The 19319-nt window shown below is 63.2% G+C and carries 19 protein-coding genes; 8 read left to right on the forward strand and 11 right to left on the reverse strand.

What is annotated here, in order from left to right:
• Positions 1-86 precede the first annotated feature (86 nt).
• The 6 genes from NKI66_RS27830 to NKI66_RS27855 all read left to right on the forward strand — a co-directional run bounded on the left by NKI66_RS27830 (position 87) and on the right by NKI66_RS27855 (position 6659).
• Complete coding sequence (locus NKI66_RS27830; RefSeq protein WP_023808990.1) at positions 87-938, forward strand: FAD binding domain-containing protein; 852 nt, start codon at positions 87-89, stop codon at positions 936-938.
• The gene (locus tag NKI66_RS27835; RefSeq protein WP_023808989.1) at positions 935-1432 is read left to right on the forward strand and encodes a (2Fe-2S)-binding protein; all 498 of its coding nucleotides are present in this window, start codon (positions 935-937) and stop codon (positions 1430-1432) included. Before NKI66_RS27830 ends, NKI66_RS27835 begins: the two co-directional genes overlap by 4 nt.
• Positions 1425-3773, forward strand: coding sequence for a xanthine dehydrogenase family protein molybdopterin-binding subunit (locus tag NKI66_RS27840; RefSeq protein WP_128302551.1), 2349 nt, complete (start codon positions 1425-1427; stop codon positions 3771-3773). The genes NKI66_RS27835 and NKI66_RS27840 overlap by 8 nt, the downstream gene beginning before the upstream one ends.
• Positions 3774-3785: 12 nt before the next feature.
• The gene (locus NKI66_RS27845; protein WP_023808987.1) at positions 3786-4517 is read left to right on the forward strand and encodes a LamB/YcsF family protein; all 732 of its coding nucleotides are present in this window, start codon (positions 3786-3788) and stop codon (positions 4515-4517) included.
• A gap of 94 nt (positions 4518-4611) precedes the next feature.
• Positions 4612-5994 carry an aspartate aminotransferase family protein gene (locus tag NKI66_RS27850; RefSeq protein ID WP_023808986.1) on the forward strand — a complete coding sequence of 461 codons (1383 nt, stop codon included), beginning with the start codon at positions 4612-4614 and terminating at the stop codon, positions 5992-5994.
• Positions 5991-6659, forward strand: coding sequence for a nuclear transport factor 2 family protein (locus tag NKI66_RS27855; protein WP_023808985.1), 669 nt, complete (start codon positions 5991-5993; stop codon positions 6657-6659). The genes NKI66_RS27850 and NKI66_RS27855 overlap by 4 nt, the downstream gene beginning before the upstream one ends.
• Positions 6660-6816: 157 nt before the next feature.
• Here the strand turns inward: NKI66_RS27855 and NKI66_RS27860 are convergent, their stop codons facing one another.
• The 10 genes from NKI66_RS27860 to NKI66_RS27905 all read right to left on the reverse strand — a co-directional run bounded on the left by NKI66_RS27860 (position 6817) and on the right by NKI66_RS27905 (position 16022).
• Positions 6817-8010, reverse strand: a complete 1194-nt coding sequence (locus tag NKI66_RS27860; RefSeq protein ID WP_023808984.1) for an ABC transporter substrate-binding protein — start codon at positions 8008-8010, stop codon at positions 6817-6819.
• A gap of 43 nt (positions 8011-8053) precedes the next feature.
• The gene (locus NKI66_RS27865; protein ID WP_023808983.1) at positions 8054-9145 is read right to left on the reverse strand and encodes a branched-chain amino acid ABC transporter permease; all 1092 of its coding nucleotides are present in this window, start codon (positions 9143-9145) and stop codon (positions 8054-8056) included.
• 4 nt (positions 9146-9149) lie between these two features.
• Positions 9150-10055, reverse strand: a complete 906-nt coding sequence (locus NKI66_RS27870) for a branched-chain amino acid ABC transporter permease (protein ID WP_027036291.1) — start codon at positions 10053-10055, stop codon at positions 9150-9152.
• Position 10056: 1 nt separating this feature from the next.
• Positions 10057-10791, reverse strand: coding sequence for an ABC transporter ATP-binding protein (locus NKI66_RS27875; RefSeq protein ID WP_023808981.1), 735 nt, complete (start codon positions 10789-10791; stop codon positions 10057-10059).
• Positions 10788-11540, reverse strand: a complete 753-nt coding sequence (locus NKI66_RS27880) for an ABC transporter ATP-binding protein (RefSeq protein WP_352440674.1) — start codon at positions 11538-11540, stop codon at positions 10788-10790. The genes NKI66_RS27875 and NKI66_RS27880 overlap by 4 nt, the downstream gene beginning before the upstream one ends.
• A 249-nt stretch (positions 11541-11789) precedes the next feature.
• Entirely contained in the window at positions 11790-12761 is a 972-nt protein-coding gene (locus NKI66_RS27885) for a 5-oxoprolinase subunit C family protein (protein WP_023808979.1), read from the reverse strand.
• A complete protein-coding gene (locus tag NKI66_RS27890) occupies positions 12751-13626 on the reverse strand; it encodes a 5-oxoprolinase subunit B family protein (RefSeq protein WP_128302548.1) in 876 nt (291 codons plus the stop codon). Before NKI66_RS27890 ends, NKI66_RS27885 begins: the two co-directional genes overlap by 11 nt.
• A gap of 9 nt (positions 13627-13635) precedes the next feature.
• Positions 13636-15000, reverse strand: a complete 1365-nt coding sequence (locus tag NKI66_RS27895; RefSeq protein WP_128302547.1) for an acetyl-CoA carboxylase biotin carboxylase subunit — start codon at positions 14998-15000, stop codon at positions 13636-13638.
• Positions 15000-15233 carry an acetyl-CoA carboxylase gene (locus NKI66_RS27900; RefSeq protein WP_013533152.1) on the reverse strand — a complete coding sequence of 78 codons (234 nt, stop codon included), beginning with the start codon at positions 15231-15233 and terminating at the stop codon, positions 15000-15002. The genes NKI66_RS27895 and NKI66_RS27900 overlap by 1 nt, the downstream gene beginning before the upstream one ends.
• Before the next feature lie 66 nt (positions 15234-15299).
• Positions 15300-16022, reverse strand: coding sequence for a LamB/YcsF family protein (locus NKI66_RS27905; protein ID WP_127255327.1), 723 nt, complete (start codon positions 16020-16022; stop codon positions 15300-15302).
• A gap of 135 nt (positions 16023-16157) precedes the next feature.
• On the opposite strand from NKI66_RS27905, the gene NKI66_RS27910 reads away from it, so the two are divergent.
• A complete protein-coding gene (locus NKI66_RS27910; RefSeq protein ID WP_127294331.1) occupies positions 16158-17063 on the forward strand; it encodes a LysR family transcriptional regulator in 906 nt (301 codons plus the stop codon).
• Here NKI66_RS27910 and NKI66_RS27915 read toward each other — a convergent pair.
• On the reverse strand, positions 17060-17194 hold the full coding sequence (locus tag NKI66_RS27915; RefSeq protein ID WP_281040467.1) for a hypothetical protein: 135 nt from the start codon (positions 17192-17194) through the stop codon (positions 17060-17062). The two genes, NKI66_RS27910 and NKI66_RS27915, sit on opposite strands and share 4 nt — an antisense overlap.
• A 320-nt stretch (positions 17195-17514) precedes the next feature.
• Between NKI66_RS27915 and NKI66_RS27920 the strand changes: the two genes are divergently transcribed.
• Complete coding sequence (locus NKI66_RS27920; protein WP_352440673.1) at positions 17515-19011, forward strand: aldehyde dehydrogenase family protein; 1497 nt, start codon at positions 17515-17517, stop codon at positions 19009-19011.
• Positions 19012-19319 lie beyond the last annotated feature (308 nt).

The following is a 19319-nucleotide window of genomic DNA, read 5'->3' on the forward strand; positions in this document are numbered from 1 at the left end:
AAGAATTACTATTTCACAGGAGCCTAAAGCTGGAGCAACAATGCTGCAGCGCCGCGAAAGTTGGCTGCTTCCGAGGGGTATGACAGATGGCACCAAGCGTGGAACGATCGTTCACCGCAGCCAGCACACTTGAAGAGGCAATGGCCGCACGCCGGCAAGGCGCGGCGGTGCTTGCCGGCGGCACCTGGATGATGCGTGATCCACGGCGCGGGGTCGACCTTCCCGAGGCGGTGGTCGCACTCCACCGAATACCCGCCTTGTCCAAGGTCGAAATCGAACCGGACCATGTCGTGATCGGCGCAGCCGTTACCCATGCAGTCCTTGGCCGCGCGTTGCACGGGGCAGTGGGCTTCGAAGGTCTGGTTGCCGCGGCGGAGAATGCGGCCAATCCCGGCATCCGAAAGGTCGCCACCGTGGGCGGCAACCTTTGTGCCCTCGACTTTGCCGCCGCCGATCTCGCCCCTGCGCTTCTCGTCTGTGAGGCGGCGGTGGAACTGGAGACGTTCGAAGGCCCAAAACTTCTCGGTATTTCAGATTTCCTCAAAGACAGGCATGCGCTGCTGGCCGAAGCGATTGTGACGAGAATTCATCTGCGCCGCGACCTTGTCGCAAGTGCTCATATCCGCCTGCCGCTTCGGAAAGCCGGCGACTATCCGGTCGCCATCGTCTCGCTTGCGGTAGACAAAGACAAACGATGTCGCATCGCCGTCGGCTCGGTGGAGCCGGTAGCGCGGCGCTGGACGGCGCTCGAACAGGCCATGAGGGCAGGCCCGGCCTATGCGCTCGATCCGGAACGCACCGCCGAGCTTGCACTGGAGCACAATGATTTTCAGGGCCGCGGCGGTAAGGAGGCGGAGGGTTGGTACCGGCGCCAGGTTCTTCCGCCGCTGGTCAAACGCGGTGTTGCCGCACTTCTCAAGACTGGGGGCCTGGCATGACCGTGACATTCCAGCTGAATGGCGAGGACTGCCGCTTTGATGGCGATCCGATGACGCCGCTCGTCGACATCTTGCGGCAGGAACGATTCCTGACGGGGACCAAAGCCGTGTGCCGCGAAGGCTTTTGCGGCGCGTGCACGGTGCATGTCGATGACGAAGCGGTGCCGTCCTGCCTGAAGCCGGTTGGACTGGTCCAGGGATGCGCGGTGACGACCATCGAGGGATTGAGTTTCGGAAGCCAGGCGCTGCACCCGCTCCAGGCCAATTTCGAGGCGGTCGATGCCGTGCAATGCGGCATGTGTTTTCCAGGAATGGTCATGAGCCTTTCGGCGTTCGTGCGTGACAATCCGCATGCGAGCCGTCCCGAAATCAAGGCCGCGATGGCCGGCAACATCTGCCGCTGCACGGGATATGAGCGGATCGTCGACGCCGTGGCCGACTGCCTTGACCAAGCGCGGAAGGCTGGCCAGTTGGTGGGAGGCATACATGTCTGAGCTGTCCGCCACGGTGATGAATCTTCCCCGCCGCGATGCGCAGGACAAGCTGCGCGGGCGGACAAAATACACCAACGACCGGATTCGCCCCGACATGCTGCATGCCGTGCTGCTGCGGTCGACCGTTCCCGCGGGGCGTATCCGCAAGCTCGACGTTTCGGCGGCACTTCGCTGTCCTGGTGTGCGCGCGGTGGCGACCGGCGCCGACGCGCCAGGGCTCTACGGCATCGGCATTGCCGACCATCCGCTCCTGGCCATCGACACGATCCGCTATCACGGTGAACCAATCGCCGTCGTCGCCGCCGAGACGGAGAAGCAGGCGCGGGCGGCACTTGCCGCCATCATGCTCGAGGTCGAGCCGCTGGCACCGGTGCTCACCATGGCCGACGCGCTCCAGCCCGGCGCCCGTCTCGTCCATGAGGGCTGGCGCGGCTACGAGGTGATCACCGAGGGCGGTGCACGTGCCGGCAACATCGCATGGGAGGCAAAATCCAGCCGCGGTGACGTCGATGCGGCCTTCGCCCGTCCCGACATACGCATTGTCGAGAGCAGCTTTACCGTCGGCCGGCAGAGCCATGTGCCCTTCGAACCGCGCGTTGCCATCGGCTCCTGGGAGGACGGCCGTGCTCACATACAGACCTCGACGCAGGTGCCTTGGACCGTGCGCAACGTCACCGGAAGGGTCATGCAGCTTCCGCCCGGGCGTGTGCGGGTCACTGTACCCCCTGTCGGCGGCGGGTTCGGCCTGAAATTCGATGCATCCATCGAGCCTATCACTGCAGTTCTGGCGCGGATGACCGGGCGCACGGTGGTCCTGGAAAATACCCGGCAGGAAGAGATGGCAACCTGCCTCTGCCGCGAGAATGCGGAAATCCGCATCCGGTCCGCTGTCACTGCCGAAGGATACATCGCCGGGCGCGAGGCGGTCGTGCTGATGGACTGCGGTGCGTATGGAGGCGAACAGGTTTTTCTGACGACGATGACGGCGCACACGCTGGGCGGCAATTACAGGGTTGGCGCAACGCGGCTCGTCAGCCGCGCCGTATACACCAACACACCACCCAACGGTGCTTTCCGGGCTTGCAACGGCGTCTACAACACATTCGCTTTGGAGCGACACACCGACGAAATCTGTGATGCGCTAGGCTTCGACCCGATGGAGTTCCGGAAGAAAAATGTCCTGGGAGATGGTGATCTCGGTGCCACGGGCCAGGTTTTCGAGGCCGACGTGCTGGGTCCGATGCTCGATCGCATGGAGACACTGCGCGCCAGTACCGGTACATCAGAGGCCGAGGCCGACGGCAGGCTCTATGGTATTGCAACCACGGTCGGCACATGGTTCGTTTTCGTCGGGCCTTCGGCGGCGACGGTGAATTTGAACGCCGACGGCAGTGCAACACTGGTCACGTCGGGTGTGGAGATCGGATCTGGCACGATGGTGCAATCCCTGCCGCAAATCGTGGCCGGGCAACTCGGCCTCGCTCCCGACCAGGTGATCGTGCGCGAAGCCGACACCGATGCCGCCGGTCTCGATGTCGGCGTTGGCGGCGGACGAACCACCGTGTCCATCGGCGCGGCAAGTGTGGCTGCCTGCGCGGAAGTGCGGGAAAAGCTGCTGCGGACCGCCGGCGAGATGCTCCAGACCCGACCGGAAGACTTGGTGCTGCGGGATGGTCGTGTCGAGATCGCGGGACGTCCCGGCTCCGGCATATCGATCCCCGCTGTCGTCGCCCATGCGCAGGCAACCACCGGCCCGGTCACCGGAAGCGGAGCCTTTACCGCCAGGAACACTCCGGCAATGTCCGGCTGCGCGATGGGGCACTTCATCGATGCGCTCGACATCCCCGTCTTCGTTGTCCACGAGGCCGAGGTGGCGGTTGATCCGGACACCGGTCATGTCGAGGTGCTGGCCTATCGCGTGGTGCAGGATGTCGGCCGCGCACTCAACCCGCGCGCGGTCATGGGCCAGATACAGGGTGGTGTCGTGCAGGGTCTCGGCTACGCCCTGCATGAGGAGGTGACGATCACCGCTGACGGACGTATCGCGCAGGACGATTTCGAGACCTATCGCCTGCCGCTGGCGCAGGACGTGGTTCCGGTCGCCGCCGACCTCTACGAGGGCGCTCCGTCGATGGGGCCTCTAGGCACCAAGGGCGCGGGCGAGGTCCCGATCCTGGCCGTGGGCGCGGCGATCGGCTGCGCTGTGGCACGCGCTATCGGCAAGCCGGTGCGGCAGCTGCCACTGACGCCGCCGCGCGTGCTTCGACTGCTGCACGAGCGCGAACCGCCGCCGGAATTCCCCCACATCGCCCACGGCTGGGCGTCGAACACTCTGGGCTGAGGCAAGCAAACCATGGTCACCCTGAACTGCGACATGGGGGAAAGTTACGGCAACTGGCGTTTCGGCGACGATGCCGGCATCATGCCCCACATCGATTGCGCCAACATCGCATGCGGCTTCCACGCCTCCGATCCATGGACGATGCTGAAGACCGTGCGGCTCGCGCTTTCGCACGGAAAGCAGGTTGGCGCGCATCCGTCCCTTCCCGATCGCGAGGGGTTCGGCCGGCGCGAGATGAAACTTCAGCCCGAGGAACTGACAGCCGCCTTCCTCTACCAAATCGGTGCGCTGACAGGAATGCTGGCCGCCGAGGGCGGGCAGCTCAGCCATGTCAAGCCGCATGGCATCATCTACGGCATGGCCGCGCACGACGTGGACACTGCCCGGGCGATTGCCGCGGCGGTCAAGCCGTTCGGCGTCCCTCTCTTCGGCCTGGCGGGAACCTGTCACGAGACGGCGGCAGCCGAACTCGGCGTCGCCTTCGTGGGCGAGTTCTTTCCCGATCTTGCCTACGCTCCCGGCGGCAGCCTGATCATTCCGCGCGTCCAGTCGGCCATCGACCTGACGCTTGCCGAGCACCGCATGGTGGGGGCGCTTACCCGACGCGAACTCGTCACGACAGACGGTACGATCCGCCCGGTCGACTTCGACACCGTCTGCATCCACTCCGATCCTCCGAATGCGCGCGACGTCGCCGCGCTGATGCGGCGGATCATCGACACCCATTCCAACAGCCTGCCATGATTCATTTCCCGAATCGTGAAAGCTACACGCATGGGATCGAGGACTATCTTGCACTCACCGCCCGAACCATTTCCCCAAGCCGCTGAGGACTTCCATGGATGCGCTTTCCAACTCTCTCGCCGCCGCCGACATCGCCACCTCCATGCACCCCTACACAAACCTGCGTCAGCACGAGGAAACCGGGCCGCTGATCATCAGCCGCGGTGACGGCATCCGTGTGTATGACGAACGCGGCAAGGAATACATCGAAGGGCTCGCCGGGCTGTGGTCGGTGGGCGTCGGCTTTTCGGAAAAGCGGTTGGCCGACGCTGCCTACCAGCAAATGCTGAAGCTGCCCTACTACCACACCTTCTCCTCCAAGGCGCATGAGCCATCCATCCGGCTCGCTGAGAAACTCGTGGAGATGACGCCGGAAAACCTGACGCGTGTCTTCTTCACGTCGTCGGGCTCGGAAGCCAACGACACCATCGTCAAGATGATGTGGTTCATGAACAACGCGCTGGGCCGGCCAAAAAAGAAGAAATTCCTGGCACGGACCAAGGGCTATCACGGCATCACCGTCGCCTCCGGCAGCCTGACGGGCCTGCCGGTCAACCATCGCGACTTCGATCTGCCGGCGATTCCCGTTCGCCATTTGACCTGCCCGCACTTCTATCGCTTCGGCATGGAAGGCGAAGACGAAGCCGCCTTCACGGCGCGTCTGCTCGCCGAGCTGGAAGCGGCGATCGCGGAAGAAGGGGCTGACACCATTGCAGCCTTTATAGGAGAGCCGCTCATGGCAGCCGGCGGCGTTCTGCCGCCGCCGGTCGGGTACTGGGAAGGCGTGGAGAAAATCTGCCGGGCAAATGATATCATCCTGATAGCAGACGAGGTGATCTGTGGTTTCGGGCGGCTTGGTACGCCTTTCGGCGCTCAGAAATACGGCTTCACGCCTGATATCATGACGGTCTCCAAGCAAATCACGTCGTCTTATATGCCGCTTGCCGCCGTCATTTTCTCCGATGCGATCTATCAGGCGATCGCCGACAACACCGCAACGATCGGCAATTTCGGCCACGGCTTCACGGCGTCGGGTCATCCGGTCGCGACGGCGGTGGGTCTCGAAAACCTCGCCATCTTCGAGGAGCGGGACTTGATCGGAAACGCGGCCCGCCTTGAGACGTCGTTCCAGGCCGGCATCCGCTCGTTCGCCGATCACCCGCTTGTCGGCGAAGCGCGGGGCACCGGTCTTATCGGCGCCGTGGAGCTGGTGGCAGACAAGGCGACGAAACGCCCCTTCGGCAAGGTTGGGCGCGCAGGGAGTATCGCAGCGGGAATCGGCCACGAGGAAGGCCTCATCTTCCGCGCCATCGGCGACCAGCTCGCGCTCTGTCCGCCGATGATCTCGACAGAAGACGATGTGAAGGAAATCATGGCGCGCATGGGCCGGACGCTTGAGCGCCTGACCGGTGCGGTTGCCAAGGAGGGGCTTGAATGACCCGCATGAAAGCCGAACCGGTCGTCCATATCGACGACGAACGCTTTCGGGTCACCGAATGGCGCTTTGCCACCGGGGCCGAGACCGGCTGGCACATCCATGGCCATGACTACGTCATCGTGCCGCTTACGGACGGCAAGCTCGGTCTCGAAGGCCCCGACGGCGCGCAGTCGCAAGCCGCTCTCACTCAAGGGGTGCCCTACTCGCGGCGGACGGGTGTGGCCCACAATGTCATCAATGCCGGCGATGCGCCGCTCGCCTTTCTCGAGGTCGAGGTCGTTGAGGCTGGCGATCTCGCAGCCAGGCGGCTCGCCGTGCTCGACCGGTTCCTCGCGGCCTGGAACGCTCGCGACGTGGGCGCGCTGATGGACTGCATGGTTGAGAATTGCGCTTTCCACGGCTCGGCCGGCCCCGATGCCGAAGGGCGCAAGCATGTGGGGCGTGACGCAGTGCGCGTCGCCTATGCAGCGCTGTTCGATGCCTTCCCGAAAGCCGCGTGGATCAGGGGACGGCACATCGTGACGGGCGACACCGGGCTTTCATCATGGCGCTTCGTCGGCACCACGGCAGCGGGGCAGCAAATCGAAGTCGACGGCTGCGATATCTTCGCTTTCTCGGGGGAGCTCATAGCGCTCAAGGATTCCTACCGCAAAGCGCGAGGGTAGCGAAAATCTGGATTCATCGGGCGACAAGGGCGGTCCAAACGGGCCGCCCTCGGTTTTTGCTCAAAGGCAATATCCTCAAAAGACGAAAGGCCCGGTCATCCCAAAGGAACAGGGCCTTCCGCATATGAAGGGCCGGGCTTACCCGGCCCATCTTCTCCTACTTGAGCAAGGCTTCCATCGGTACCGGCTCGGAAATCGTCCAGTTGCCTACAACACCCGGCTTGCCGGCCTTGGTCTCGACGATCAGGTACCGCGTCTGGTTCTGGTGATGCAGTTCCGGCGTGAAGGTACGAGGCCCGAACAGTGTCGGCTCATTCTTCATCTTTTCCAGTTCCGCGACGACCGCGTCGGCATCGGCCGTGCCTGCACGCTCCACCGCCTTGGCCCAGACGTCGACCATGACGTAACCCGGAAAGACATACTGGCTCGAGGGATCGGCGCCTGTCTTCTGCTTGTAGGTGGCATTGAACTTCAGCACGGCCGGATTGGGATCGTCGCCATAGATCGATCCCTGAACGGGGACGTAGAAGTTCGTCAGATCGGGCACAGCCGAGAGCCAATAGCTACCGTCGACGCCCGATCCATTCAGGATCATGGAATTGATACCCGCGGCGCGAAGCTGCTTGATGGCCGAGACGGCGCCCGGCATCATCGTGCAAAGCATGATCGCATCCGGCTCCTTCGGCAGAGACTTGATGCGGGTGATCTGCGCGGCGATGGAGGCATCCTCGTTCTTGAAGGTGTCTTCACCGACAAGCTTCGCGCCCTGGGCTTCGAGCTTCGGCATCATCCAGTCGAAGCCGTCGCAGATGCCCTTGTTGTAGGCCGTCCAGGTATCGAGCAGACGGTAGAAGTCCTTTGCGCCCTTTTCCTTGAATGCCCACTCGGCCATGGTCGCTCCCTGCACGGCCGCCAGCACCGACGCGGAGAAGCTGTGCGGGCCGACACCCTGGATGCCGGCCTTGACCGATTCCGCGCACAGGAAGAAGGAGATACGGCCTGCGTCCTCGGCCGCGAGCGCAGCCGGCGATCCGAAGTCGTAGTCGCAGGACACGACCACGAGATCCGCACCCTGGTCGAGCACGGAGAGGCCAGCCTTGGCGCCTTCGGCCCGGTCGGACTTGGTGTCGGCCTTGACGACCTTGATCTGCTTTCCAAGCAGACCGCCAGCCGCATTGATCTCGTCGATGCGGATCAAAGCCGCCTCCTGGGCAGGCTTGTCATAGGCTTCCATGAAGCCCGACTCCGCAGTGGCGAAGCCGATGACGATAGTCTTGTCATCGGCCAGGGCCGGGTATGCGATGGACATCGAGGCCAGAGCGGTTGCGACAATTCTCATTTTGTATGCCATGCACGTCTCCTTTTTTGTTTTCCGGTCGGGCTTGTGCCGCCGGTCACTTGTTGCGACTGCTGCGAGGTAAGGTGAGTTCGCGGTTGCCCATGAGTCCGGATGGGCGAAGCGCGAGGATCACGATCATGATGACGCCGAGGGCTATTTCCTGAACCCCTTTCGGGAGGGCGAACGTGGACTCGCCGAGCGATACGCCTGCCTCCAGCCAACGCAGCGCCTGGATGAGGGCGGACAGCAGGACGACACCCAGCACTCCACCCGACAGGCTGCCCATGCCGCCGACGACGAGCATGGAAAGGGTGATGAAGGTGAGACCGAGATAGAATGTATCGGGTGTGACCACGCCGATGGAATGAGCCATCAGCGCACCGCCCAGCCCCATCACCGCGCCTGATACGACGAACGCCACCAGTCTTTCCCTGGGAATGTCGACTCCGGAAGCCGCGGCGGCGGTGGGCTCGTCGCGGGCAGCACGAAGGGCCAGGCCGGACCGGGAGATCGCGTGCGCCCAGGCGATGAAGATTGCGACCACGGCGCCGATGAGATACGGCCAGATCACGCGCACGATCGGAATGCCGACGACCGATGAGGTCGCTCCGGTCACGCTCTCCCAGTTGGAATAAATTGTGTTGATCATGGCGAGCATCGCGAAGGTCGCGATCGACGCAGCGATGCCCGATAGCCGCATCAGCACCCGCCCGAAGATGAGAGCGGCGAGGGCGGCGAACAATGCCGCCAGCACAGCCGATTGCCAGTACGGCAATCGGGTCGCCAGCAGCCATTCGGGCAATCCCGGCAGCGAACCGCGTTTCATCATCGGATTGATGGTGAGCCACGCGGCCGCGTAGGCGCCAAGGCAGGTGAAGCCGATGTGCCCGAAGCTGAGAACGCCCGAGTTTCCGATAAAGATGTATAGGCCCACGACGAGGATGACGCGGACGAACACGTCGATCACCGTCTGGTTGAAGGGCCGCGATCCGGTCATCACCGTGATCAGCGCGATGGCCAGCAGCAGCAGCGAAAGCAGGACCGGAGTCAGGACGGTACGGCGGGCAAGCGCGAAGCGTGCGGGCTTTCGCTCGGTAGCCGCGGCACCGGGAGCGGTAGAGTTGGCTAGGGAGGCGGCGACAGCCATGAAATCAGACCCTTTCCTTGGTGCCGCGCGCGGCAATAAGCCCTTGCGGGCGGAAGAGGAGGACGAGGATGACCGCTCCATAGACAAAGGCATCGCGGAATGGCCGGGCGTCGATGGGCAGCATGACCTGCATGATCACCGAGGCGGCACCCAGCAGGAAGCCGGCGAGCACGGCTCCCCCGAGGCTGCCGAGGCCGCCAATGACGGTGGCGATGAAGGCCATCAACATGATCGAGGCGCCCATCTGGATGTCCAGCGTGCCTGTCTGGGCGCCAAAGATCAGCGCAATGGCGGCGGCCAACGCGCCGGAGAGGGCGAACGCACCCATGATGACCCGGTTCGCACGCACACCCAGCATGCGGGCCATCGAGAAGTTCTCGGCCGCCGCCCGCATCTCCAGGCCGAAGCGGGTTTGACGCAGGAACAATGTCAGGCCGATCAGGATGACCATCGTGGCGACGATCGTTATGAGCTGGAGGAGGGGAAGCCGGGCACCAAGGATCTCCACCGGCTGGGACAATTCGGGCAGCAGCGAAATCGATTTCGGCCGACTGGAGAAAAGCATGAGCAGGAAGTAGCGAATAACGAAACCGAGCGCGAAGGAGGCGATCATCATGGTTGCCGGATTTGCCTGGCGGAACCGCCTGAAGACGACGATTTCGCACAGCACCGACAGCCCGGCCCCGCAGAGGAGCACGAAGGGCACCAGCAGGTACCACGGCAATTGGCCGGCGAAGACGATGGCCATGGCGTCTGTTGACGGCCATAGCAGCGCGAAGACGCAGAAGGCGATGACGTCGCCATGCGCGAAGTTCACGAGCCGCATCACGCCGAAGATGAGGGCAATGCCGAGCGCGCCGAGCGCGTACAGCGAGCCAAGCGAGAGTGCGTCGAACAGGATCTGAAGCATCTCAATTGTCCTCGTAGCCGAAATAGGCAGCCTGGATCGCCTCGCCGTTGCCGAGCGTCCGCGCGTCGCCATCGAGCACGATCTGTCCGCCACGCATCAGGATCATCCTCCCGCCCACCATCATCGCCCGGGCCGAGCTCTGCTCAACGATCAGGAGCGTGAGTTGGCGCTGCGCACGCAGCGCGATCAGCCGCTCGTAGACCTGGTCGTTGATGTTGGGGGCGAGGCCCAGCGAAGGCTCGTCAATGGCTACAAGCCGCGGATTGGTCATCAGCGCGCGTCCGATGACCAGCATTTGCTGCTGCCCGCCGGACAGCAATCCCGCCTGCCCGTGCCGCCTCTCTTTCAGCATCGGGAAGGTTGCGTAGACGGCTTCGAGTTCGTCGGCCGCTCGGCTGCGCCAGCCGCGTTCGCGGGCGTGCATGCCGGTTCCGACCAGGAGGTTCTCTTCGGTCGTCAGCGAGCCGAAGACATCGCGCCCCTCCGGCACCATGGAGAATCCGAGCCGGGCGATGTTTTCCGGCGCCTGGCCGGTGATCTCATGACCTGCAAGGTCGATCCGGCCGCCCGCCACCGGCGTAACACCGGCGATCGCGCGCAGCAGCGAAGACTTCCCGGCTCCGTTCGGGCCGGTGATGAACAGGATTTCTCCCTCGGCCATGGAGAAGGAGACATTTCGGACCGCCGTGAGACGGCTATAGCGAATAGTGATATCGGAAAGGGCGAGCAGGCTCATTCCATCGCCTCCAGAACAGGCAAGTCGGTGTTCGCGGCCGTGCCCATATAGGCGTGGCGCACCTTCTCGCTGTCGCGGATGGCCGCAGGCGGGCCTTCCTCGATGATCGCTCCGGAATCGAGCACAACGATATGCTGGCAAAGGCCGAGCACCAGCCCGACATTGTGCTCGATGAGCAGGACACCGCAGCCGAGATCGCTGGCGATATGTCTTATCAGGGCCGAAAGCTCCCGCGCCTCCAGTGCACTCATGCCAGCCGCGGGCTCGTCGAGCAGGATGTATGCGGGCCGTCCCATCAGGGCGCGGCCAATGGCGACGCGGCGCTCGTCCGTATATGGCAACGTTCCGGCGATGCGGGTGCTCAGCGCACCGATGCCTATCCAGTCGAGCATCGCTTCCGCTTCGGCGATGGCAGCGCGCCGGCTCATTCCCAGGCCAACGCCGGTTACCTCCAAATTGTCCAGCACAGGCAAGTCGCGGAAGAGCCGCCCACCCTGGAAGGTGCGGGCGATGCCGCGCCGCCGGACCTGATGCGGCTTGAGACCCGTGAGTGCTGCGCCGTCGAGCTTGATGGTGCCTTCCGTCGGTGCCTGGAAGCCGGTCAGCACGTTGACGAGCGTGGTCTTGCCAGCGCCATTCGGGCCGATGAGGCCACTAATGCGGCCGGGCGTAATTTGGAGGTCTACCGATGACAGGGCCTTCAGCCCCGCAAACGATACCGAGACGTTCTCCGCGCTCAGATGACTCATGACCCTTTCCTTCTTTCTACCGACGGAAAGGCGCGAAGCATCCGGCCTTGCGGCCAGTCACGTTGCAAATGTCTTCCCCTGTCGGTTCCGGCGGTCTCTAGCGGACTGCTCGGATGCCAAATTCACGCCGTTGCCCGGCGTCGTCTTGTCGTTTCGCGCACCGGATTTTGTCTTCCGCCACGCACGGTCGGTTTTGGCCGGCCGATCTCCTCGCCACCGGCTCCTCCGCCGGCATTTTTCCGGCTGACGTCAGCCGGCCAGATGTCCTTCAGCACGCGCCAGCGCGGCGCGCTGTTCGGTTCGCGCGGCAAGCGCGTCTTCCAGCGTCACCGGAACGAAGCGCGCCGGGGTGTGCGGCTGGAGCTGGGCGATAAGGTCCATGTCGGCCGATATCACCACGCCCAGCATCATGTACCCGCCACCCGAAACCGCGTCCCGGTGAAGAACGATCGGCTCCGTGCCACTCGGCACCTGGACGGATCCGTAGGGATAGCAGGCATCGACGATGTTCGAGGGGTCGGAGCCCGCACCGAAAGGCTGCTCGCGCTCGACGAACTCCAGCGGCGTCCCGCCCCGGAAGCGATAGCCGATGCGGTCGGCTTCGGGCGCGACCTTCCAGGTTTCCTCAAAGAACCGATTGCCGGCAGCCTCGGTGATCCGATGCCAGTACATCCCGGGAAGCATTCTGAGTTCCGCCGGACTATTGCCCGCGCGGCGCAGATTTGCAGGCAGTGAAAGACCGGCTTTGCCGGAACCTTCGCCGAGGGGAAGCTCATCACCCGCCTTCAGCGTGCGGCCCTGATGGCCGCCGAGTGCGCCCAGAATGTAAGTCGAGCGCGAACCGAGAACCACGGGTACGTCGATGCCGCCGGAGACGGCCAGATAAGCGCGCGCGCCGCCCTTGAGGAAGCCGAAGGAAAGCCGGTCACCGGCCTTCACCGGAAAACTTTCCCAGGTCGGCCGCTCCTCGCCATTGAGTTTGGGGGGGAGTTCTCCGCCGGTGACGGCGACGACCGCGGATTGGGTGAATTCGAGTTCGGGGCCCATGAAGGTGGCTTCGAGCACCGCGGCACCCGGATTGTTGCCGACAAGCAGGTTTGCGATGCGTGTGGCAAAGCGGTCCATGCCGCCGCCTTCGGGAATGCCGACATGATAGTGGCCTGGTCGACCAAGGTCCTGCACGGAAGTGGAGAGGCCGGGAGAGATTACCTTAACGGCCATTGATAAGCTCCATCAGCTTTGCATTGGTGCCGTAAATATCGCTGTTGAAGTCCTTCAGGCTGAAGGTGCACTCGCGAACCGTCGGCTGCCACCGATTGGCTTCAATTTCCTCCAGCGTGGCGTCGTAGTCATCGCGGCCAATGGCCTTGAACTTGACGATGTCGCCTGGCTTGAACAGGCACATGTCATCGGAGAGGTAGCGCACCTTCCTGGTCGGGTCGTAGATCGGGGCCGGGGTTATGCCATACATCTGGTAGCCGCCAGCGCCGCGTACTGAATAGATCGCTGCGAAGCAGCCGCCATGGCCAATGGTGAGCTTGGGAGTGTCGGTGCGTGGACGCAAGTATTTCGGCGCCTGAATCTGTTTCTTGCGCTCAACCATCTGGTACAGGAAGGGCAGTCCGGCGACGAAGCCGACCATCGATACGAACCAGGGCTGGCCGGAATAGGCCTCGATAAATTCTTCCACCGTGGCGTAGCCGTTGATGCGGGCCGAATATTCAAGATCGGTGGAGGAGGGGTCCTGATGGCGCTCGCGGAAGCGCAAGCAGGTTTCACGCGTCCATGGATCCTGGAAATAAACCGGCAGTTCGATGATCCGGGTCTTCAGCACCGGGTCCGCCTTCGAGGCCGCCTCTTCCATCGACTTCAGTTCGCTGAGCAAATCCTGCGGCTTGACGATGTCGGGGTTGAAGCGAATCTGGAAGCTGGCGTTGGCAGGGCAGATCTCGGTGACACCTCGGATGCCTGCCGTACGCACCGCGTTCGTCATCGAAAGGCCGGTAAAGAAGGAGGTGAGCGACATTTCCTCGGACACCTCGCCGAAGATATGTTCGTCACCGCCGAAGTTGAATCGTATCGACATCGGTCCTCCTTAACCCGCCAAAGCTGCGGCGTTTTCGATGAGCCAGCCTTCCAGCCAGCGGGTATGCACGTCTCCCGCCCGCACCGCCGGATCGGCGGCCAGCGCAAGAAACAGCGGCTTGGTGGTCTTGAGCCCGCCGATCTTCAACTCGTTGAGCGCGCGGATCAGGCGCACTATCGCCGCCTCGCGCGTCTCTGCATGCACGATCAGCTTGGCAAGCAGCGAGTCATAAAAGGGCGGCACCTGATAGCCTTGGTAAAGCATCGAATCGAAGCGTACGCCCGGACCGCCGGGAATGCGAAGCTCGGCCACTTGCCCCGGGAATGGAGCGAACTCCTTCGCCGGGTCTTCGGCATTGAGCCGGACTTCGATCGCATGCCCCTTGACGGAGACATCGCCTTGCCGGATCCGCAGCTTCTCGCCGCCGGCGATGCGAAGCATCTCCGCAACGAGGTCGATGCCGGTGATCGCTTCGGTGACCGGGTGCTCGACCTGGATACGGGTGTTCATCTCGATGAAGTAAAAGCGATCTGCTTCATCGTCATAAAGATACTCTACCGTGCCGGCACCAGAGTATTTGACCGCCTTGGCCAAAGCGACCGCCGAAGCGCAGAGCTCCTCGCGCAGCCTGTCTGAAAGTGCGCGCGACGGCGCCTCCTCCCAAACCTTCTGGCGTCGCCGCTGCAGTGAGCACTCCCGCTCGTAGCAGTGGATGGCATCGCTTCCGTCTGCCAGCACCTGCACCTCGATATGGCGGGCCTTGCCGATCACCTTTTCCATGTAGAGGCCACCGTCGCCAAAGGCGGCGAGGGCTTCTGCTTTGGCTTGAGGAAAGGCTTGTTCGAACTCGGCGAGCGAGTTGGCGATGCGGATGCCCCGCCCACCGCCGCCTGCCGCCGCCTTGATCATCACCGGAAAACCGGTTGCGGTCAGCACCTCGTGGCCAGCCTTGAGGCCCTCGACCCGGCCAGCCGAGCCAGGCACCACAGGGACACCTGCAGCGGCGGCGGCGGATCGCGCCGAGACCTTGTCTCCCATCATCCGGATCGCATCTCCCGACGGGCCGACGAAGACCAATCCAGCGCCTGTGACCGCGTCGGAAAACGCGGCATTCTCGGCAAGGAACCCATAGCCTGGATGAACGCTGTCGCAACCGGTGTCGCGGGCAGCCTTCAGAATTGCTTCGACATTGAGATAGGACTTCTTTGCCGCTGGTGGGCCGATGTTGACCGCTTCGTCCGCAAGCTGGACGTGGAGCGACTCGGCGTCTGCGGCCGAATACACCGCCACGGTGGTGATCCCCAAATCTTGCGCGGCCCGGATGATCCTGACCGCTATCTCACCCCGGTTGGCAACCAGAAGCTTTTTCAGCATCAGTCGAGATCCGCAATAGGTGCGCCGGCCATGATGGGGTCTTCATTGTCGGCAATGAAGCGGATGTTCGTACCGGCCGTCTCGGCCCTCACTTCGTGGAACGACTTCATCACTTCGATGAGACCGATTACGTCTCCGGCGGAAACCGCGTCGCCATCCGCCTTGTAGGGCGGCTGGTCTGGCGAAGCGCTGCGATAGAAGGTGCCGGGAAGAGGCGAAAGAATCTGGGCCATAAAAAGCTCCGGAAAACTGCGGACAGATTAATTTGGAACCGCCCGCGCGGGCGGGTTCGGTCGAGTTCAGTGCCAGGGGGCGATTGCGGTGCGCACGGCTCTGGCTATTTCGATGGCGTTCGGCGTATCGGAATGCACGCAGATGGTTTCGCAGCGTACGGGGAAGAAACTGCCGTCCTCTGCCGTGCCCTCGCCCTCCCTGATGGCGCGTACGCACCGCTCGGCCATCTCTGCGGGGTCCTTGGCGTCATGAACGCGTGTCAAGATCAGCTTGCCGGAGGCATCGTAGTCGAGATCGGCATAGAACTCGGCGACGAATGGGATACCGCGCTCTTGATAAATCTTCTCATGCAGGGTGCCCGTCATGCCGAAGAGGGGTACGCCGAAAACCTCTGCGGCGTCACACACGCCATGGGCGATTGCCTCCTGCTGCATGGCCATGAAGTAAAGGCTGCCATGCGGCTTGATGTGGTGGAGTTCCACACCTTCGGCCTTGAGGAAGCCGGCAAGCGCTCCCACCTGGTAAATGATGGTGTTCCTGACTTCTTCGCGGGTCATCCGCATCTCGCGCCGGCCGAAACCCTGAATGTCGGGCAAGCCTGGATGGGCGCCGATCTTGACGCCACTCGCCTTGGCGCTGCGGACGGCGGCGTGCATGTGATCCGGATCAGAAGCGTGGAAACCACAGGCGACATTGGCAACGTCGATGATGGGCATCATGCCCATATCATCGCCAACCTTGTAGAGGCCAAAGCTTTCGCCCATGTCGCAGTTTAGCGTCACCGCCATCGCATTGTTACCCCTCGAAGCTGCCGTCTTTGCGGCGTTGCAGCATTTTTTGCGCATGCGAAGGCGTTTGTGAAATAGTAGTTTATTGATTGTCATATCAAAAAAACAGATAATGGTTCTGGGCCGGAGCGCACCATGACCATCACCTTGAAACAGCTTGATTATTTTATCGCGACCGCCGAGAGCGGACAGGTCAGTCATGCTGCGGTGGAACTCAACATCTCGCAATCGGCGGTCACTGCGGCGATAAAGACGCTTGAGGCTGACCTGGGCGTACGGCTTTTGGAGCGTAACCACGCTGGCGTAAGATTGACGATGGAGGGCGCGCGGTTTCTTGAACATGCGCGGGTTATCACCGGGGCCGTCGCTGCCGCCGTCCGAAGCCCGTTGCGCGATAGGAAAGGCCTGGCGGGCAAGCTGCGGCTGGGCATGACCTACACGGTCGTCGGCTACTACATGTCGCGCCACTACGCCCGGTTTCGAAAGACTTATCCCGAGATCGAGGTCGAGGTGCTGGAACTGCCCCGAGACGCTCTCGAAAGCGGGTTGATGTGCGGGGACATCGACATGGCCGTGATGCTGGTGTCGAACCTGGAGCACACCAAGGAGTTGGCGCAGGAGGTCTTGATGCGGTCGAACCGCCGGCTCTGGCTTTCGGCTGATCATCACCTGCTCGCGCGACAGGAAATCAGCCTCACCGATGTGGCGGCGGAAGATTATGTCATGCTGACGGTTGACGAGGCACGTACGACGGCCGCCCGTTACTGGGATGCCGCGGGGCTTTCGCTCCGCGCCGTCCTTACCACCAGTTCGGTCGAGGCCGTGCGGTCGCTCGTGGCTGCCGGCATGGGGGTCACTGTCCTGTCCGACATGGTTTACCGCCCCTGGTCCTTGGAGGGGCAGCGCATCGAAGTGCGCGGGCTTGTCGAGCCCATCCCCACTATGGATGTCGGCCTGGCCTGGTCGCGTGACAGATCAATCGAACCGGCAGCGGCGGCCTTCCGGGCCTTCATGTCCGTGACCATGGGCGGCGGCGGCTAACCGCCTGCCGTCAGGCAGGCGCTATGGCACAGGCTTGGAATGGTGGCGACGACGCGGATGCCGAACGGTGCGAGTTCCACGGCCATGGCCCGGGTGGCGGCAATCGCCCAGCCCTTGAAGCATTGCACCAAGTCAAATTCGGGCGAGGCGAGACGCCGCCGTTGGCGATCCGGTCGAACATCTCTTCGTCCATCGTCTCGAGCGCCAGGGCGGCTGGGCCACGCCGGCATTGTTGACCAGTATGTCGAGACCGCCAAAGGCCGAGCGGGCCAGGTCTGCCGCCGATGGCGACCTTGCCAGCAAGTCTCATATCTGCTCCTCCATTGCCGGCACCATCGGGGAAGTCGCGTACATTGCACAGTCCGATTATCTGAACGCCCTTTTAGCTTTCTTTGTTTGAGGTCGACCGGCGTGGGAGGCATAGTCGCCACGGAATTGTGAGGAGGAAGGGATGACGCTGAATTTCGACCCGCGGGCGAAGGCCACGGCGCTCTACCACGGCGAATTCCGGCCGATGTTCGTCGGCGGCAAGTGGGTTCCGGCACGGTCCGGCCAGGAGATGCAGGCGCTCAACCCGGCGACTGGCGAAGTGCTGGCCACCGTGCCGCGTGGCTCGGCGGCCGACGTCGATGCGGCGGTGGCCGCTGCGCGCACGGCTTTCGAAGGGCCATGGTCAAAATTTTCGCCCTATGAGCGGCAGTGCGTGCTTCTGCGCATCGCCGATCTCTTCGAGACCCATTGGGAAGAGCTCAGCGTTTCGGACACTCTCGACATGGGACTGCCGATCACGCGCACGCTCGCCAACCGGCGGCGCGTCATCGGCATGCTGCGCTTCTATGCGGGCATGGCGACCGCGCTGCATGGCGAATCCATAGACAATTCGATCCCTGGCGAGATCGTCAGCTTCACAAGGCGCGAGCCGGTGGGCGTTGTCGGCGCGATCATCCCCTGGAACGCTCCGACCGCCGCTTCGATCTGGAAGATCGCGCCGGCGCTCGCCACCGGCTGCACCATCGTGCTGAAGCCCTCGGAGGATGCCTCGTTGACGCCGTTGCTGATCGCCAGGCTGATGCAGGAAGCCGGCGTTCCCGACGGCGTCGTCAACGTCGTCACCGGCACCGGGGCGGAGGCCGGTGCGTGGCTCGCTAAACATCCCGACGTCAACAAGATCGTCTTCACCGGCTCGACGCTGACCGGCCAGGCCATCGCGCGGGCGGGCGTGATCAACCTCAAGCGCGTTTCCCTGGAACTCGGCGGCAAATCGCCGATCATCGTCTGCCGTGATGCCGACATCGACAAGGCGGTTCCTGTCGCCGCGATGGCGGTGTTCGTGCATTCGGGCCAGATCTGCATCGCCGGATCGCGGCTGTTCGTGGCGCGCGAGATCCATGACGAATTCGTGCGCCGGGTAGCCGAGTTTGCCGGCAGGCTTCGCATCGGCCATGGCATCGAGGCGGAAACCGAAATCGGCCCGCTCATCAATGCCAGGCAGGCCGGCAAGGTGGTGGGCTATATCAAGGCCGGCCGCGACGAAGGCGCGGAACTGATAGCGGGCGGCTCGCGACTGACCGGCGAGATCTACGACGGCGGCAATTTCATCGCGCCGACTGTCTTCGGCGCGGTGTCGGACAAGATGACCATCGCGCGTGAAGAAATCTTCGGTCCGGTGATTTCGGCGATGCCGTTCGACACGCTCGACGAAGCCGTTGCGCGGGCCAATGCGACGCCCTACGGCCTGGCCGCCGGCATTTTCACCAGTCATCTGGGCACCGCCCACAAGCTCGCCCGCCGCATCAAGGCCGGCTCGGTGTGGGTCAACATGTACCACGCCATCGACCCGGCGGTGCCGTTCGGCGGCATGAAGATGTCCGGCTACGGCCGCGAGGGCGGCATCGAACATCTGCATGAATATCTGGAGACCAAGTCGATCTGGATCCAGACCGACTGAGCGTGCGCTGATATTCAGGTGAGGCCGGCCTGCGAATGACGGCGTCCCGCACCATTCTCGGCGCTCGTGCAAGGTGCCTGTCCGAAGGCGCGATGCTCAGTTTGCCAGTTCGCAAATTGGTGCGGATGAGGTTCATCAGCTGTTCGGAGAAGGACTGGTGCACATAGCCCCGCGGTGATGATGCCGACGGAGCGGTGGGCGTCGCGATGGTCGATCGGCACCACTCGCATGCAGTGTGGAGAAAGACGATGAGGAATCGTCGGTTGTGTCCTCTGCCGGATTTCACCTGCCGCAAAGCTCAGCCCGAT

Source organism: Mesorhizobium sp. M0518 (assembly GCF_040321125.1).
Taxonomy (GTDB): Bacteria; Pseudomonadota; Alphaproteobacteria; order Rhizobiales; family Rhizobiaceae; genus Mesorhizobium.

Coding starts and splice junctions, on each gene's coding strand:
- NKI66_RS27830 (WP_023808990.1), top strand. CDS start 87: ATGGCACCAAGCGTGGAACGATCGTTCACCGCAGCCAGCACACTTGAA.
- NKI66_RS27835 (WP_023808989.1), top strand. CDS start 935: ATGACCGTGACATTCCAGCTGAATGGCGAGGACTGCCGCTTTGATGGC.
- NKI66_RS27840 (WP_128302551.1), top strand. CDS start 1,425: ATGTCTGAGCTGTCCGCCACGGTGATGAATCTTCCCCGCCGCGATGCG.
- NKI66_RS27845 (WP_023808987.1), top strand. CDS start 3,786: ATGGTCACCCTGAACTGCGACATGGGGGAAAGTTACGGCAACTGGCGT.
- NKI66_RS27850 (WP_023808986.1), top strand. CDS start 4,612: ATGGATGCGCTTTCCAACTCTCTCGCCGCCGCCGACATCGCCACCTCC.
- NKI66_RS27855 (WP_023808985.1), top strand. CDS start 5,991: ATGACCCGCATGAAAGCCGAACCGGTCGTCCATATCGACGACGAACGC.
- NKI66_RS27860 (WP_023808984.1), bottom strand. CDS start 8,010: ATGGCATACAAAATGAGAATTGTCGCAACCGCTCTGGCCTCGATGTCC.
- NKI66_RS27865 (WP_023808983.1), bottom strand. CDS start 9,145: ATGGCTGTCGCCGCCTCCCTAGCCAACTCTACCGCTCCCGGTGCCGCG.
- NKI66_RS27870 (WP_027036291.1), bottom strand. CDS start 10,055: ATGCTTCAGATCCTGTTCGACGCACTCTCGCTTGGCTCGCTGTACGCG.
- NKI66_RS27875 (WP_023808981.1), bottom strand. CDS start 10,791: ATGAGCCTGCTCGCCCTTTCCGATATCACTATTCGCTATAGCCGTCTC.
- NKI66_RS27880 (WP_352440674.1), bottom strand. CDS start 11,540: ATGAGTCATCTGAGCGCGGAGAACGTCTCGGTATCGTTTGCGGGGCTG.
- NKI66_RS27885 (WP_023808979.1), bottom strand. CDS start 12,761: ATGGCCGTTAAGGTAATCTCTCCCGGCCTCTCCACTTCCGTGCAGGAC.
- NKI66_RS27890 (WP_128302548.1), bottom strand. CDS start 13,626: ATGTCGATACGATTCAACTTCGGCGGTGACGAACATATCTTCGGCGAG.
- NKI66_RS27895 (WP_128302547.1), bottom strand. CDS start 15,000: ATGCTGAAAAAGCTTCTGGTTGCCAACCGGGGTGAGATAGCGGTCAGG.
- NKI66_RS27900 (WP_013533152.1), bottom strand. CDS start 15,233: ATGGCCCAGATTCTTTCGCCTCTTCCCGGCACCTTCTATCGCAGCGCT.
- NKI66_RS27905 (WP_127255327.1), bottom strand. CDS start 16,022: ATGGCGGTGACGCTAAACTGCGACATGGGCGAAAGCTTTGGCCTCTAC.
- NKI66_RS27910 (WP_127294331.1), top strand. CDS start 16,158: ATGACCATCACCTTGAAACAGCTTGATTATTTTATCGCGACCGCCGAG.
- NKI66_RS27920 (WP_352440673.1), top strand. CDS start 17,515: ATGACGCTGAATTTCGACCCGCGGGCGAAGGCCACGGCGCTCTACCAC.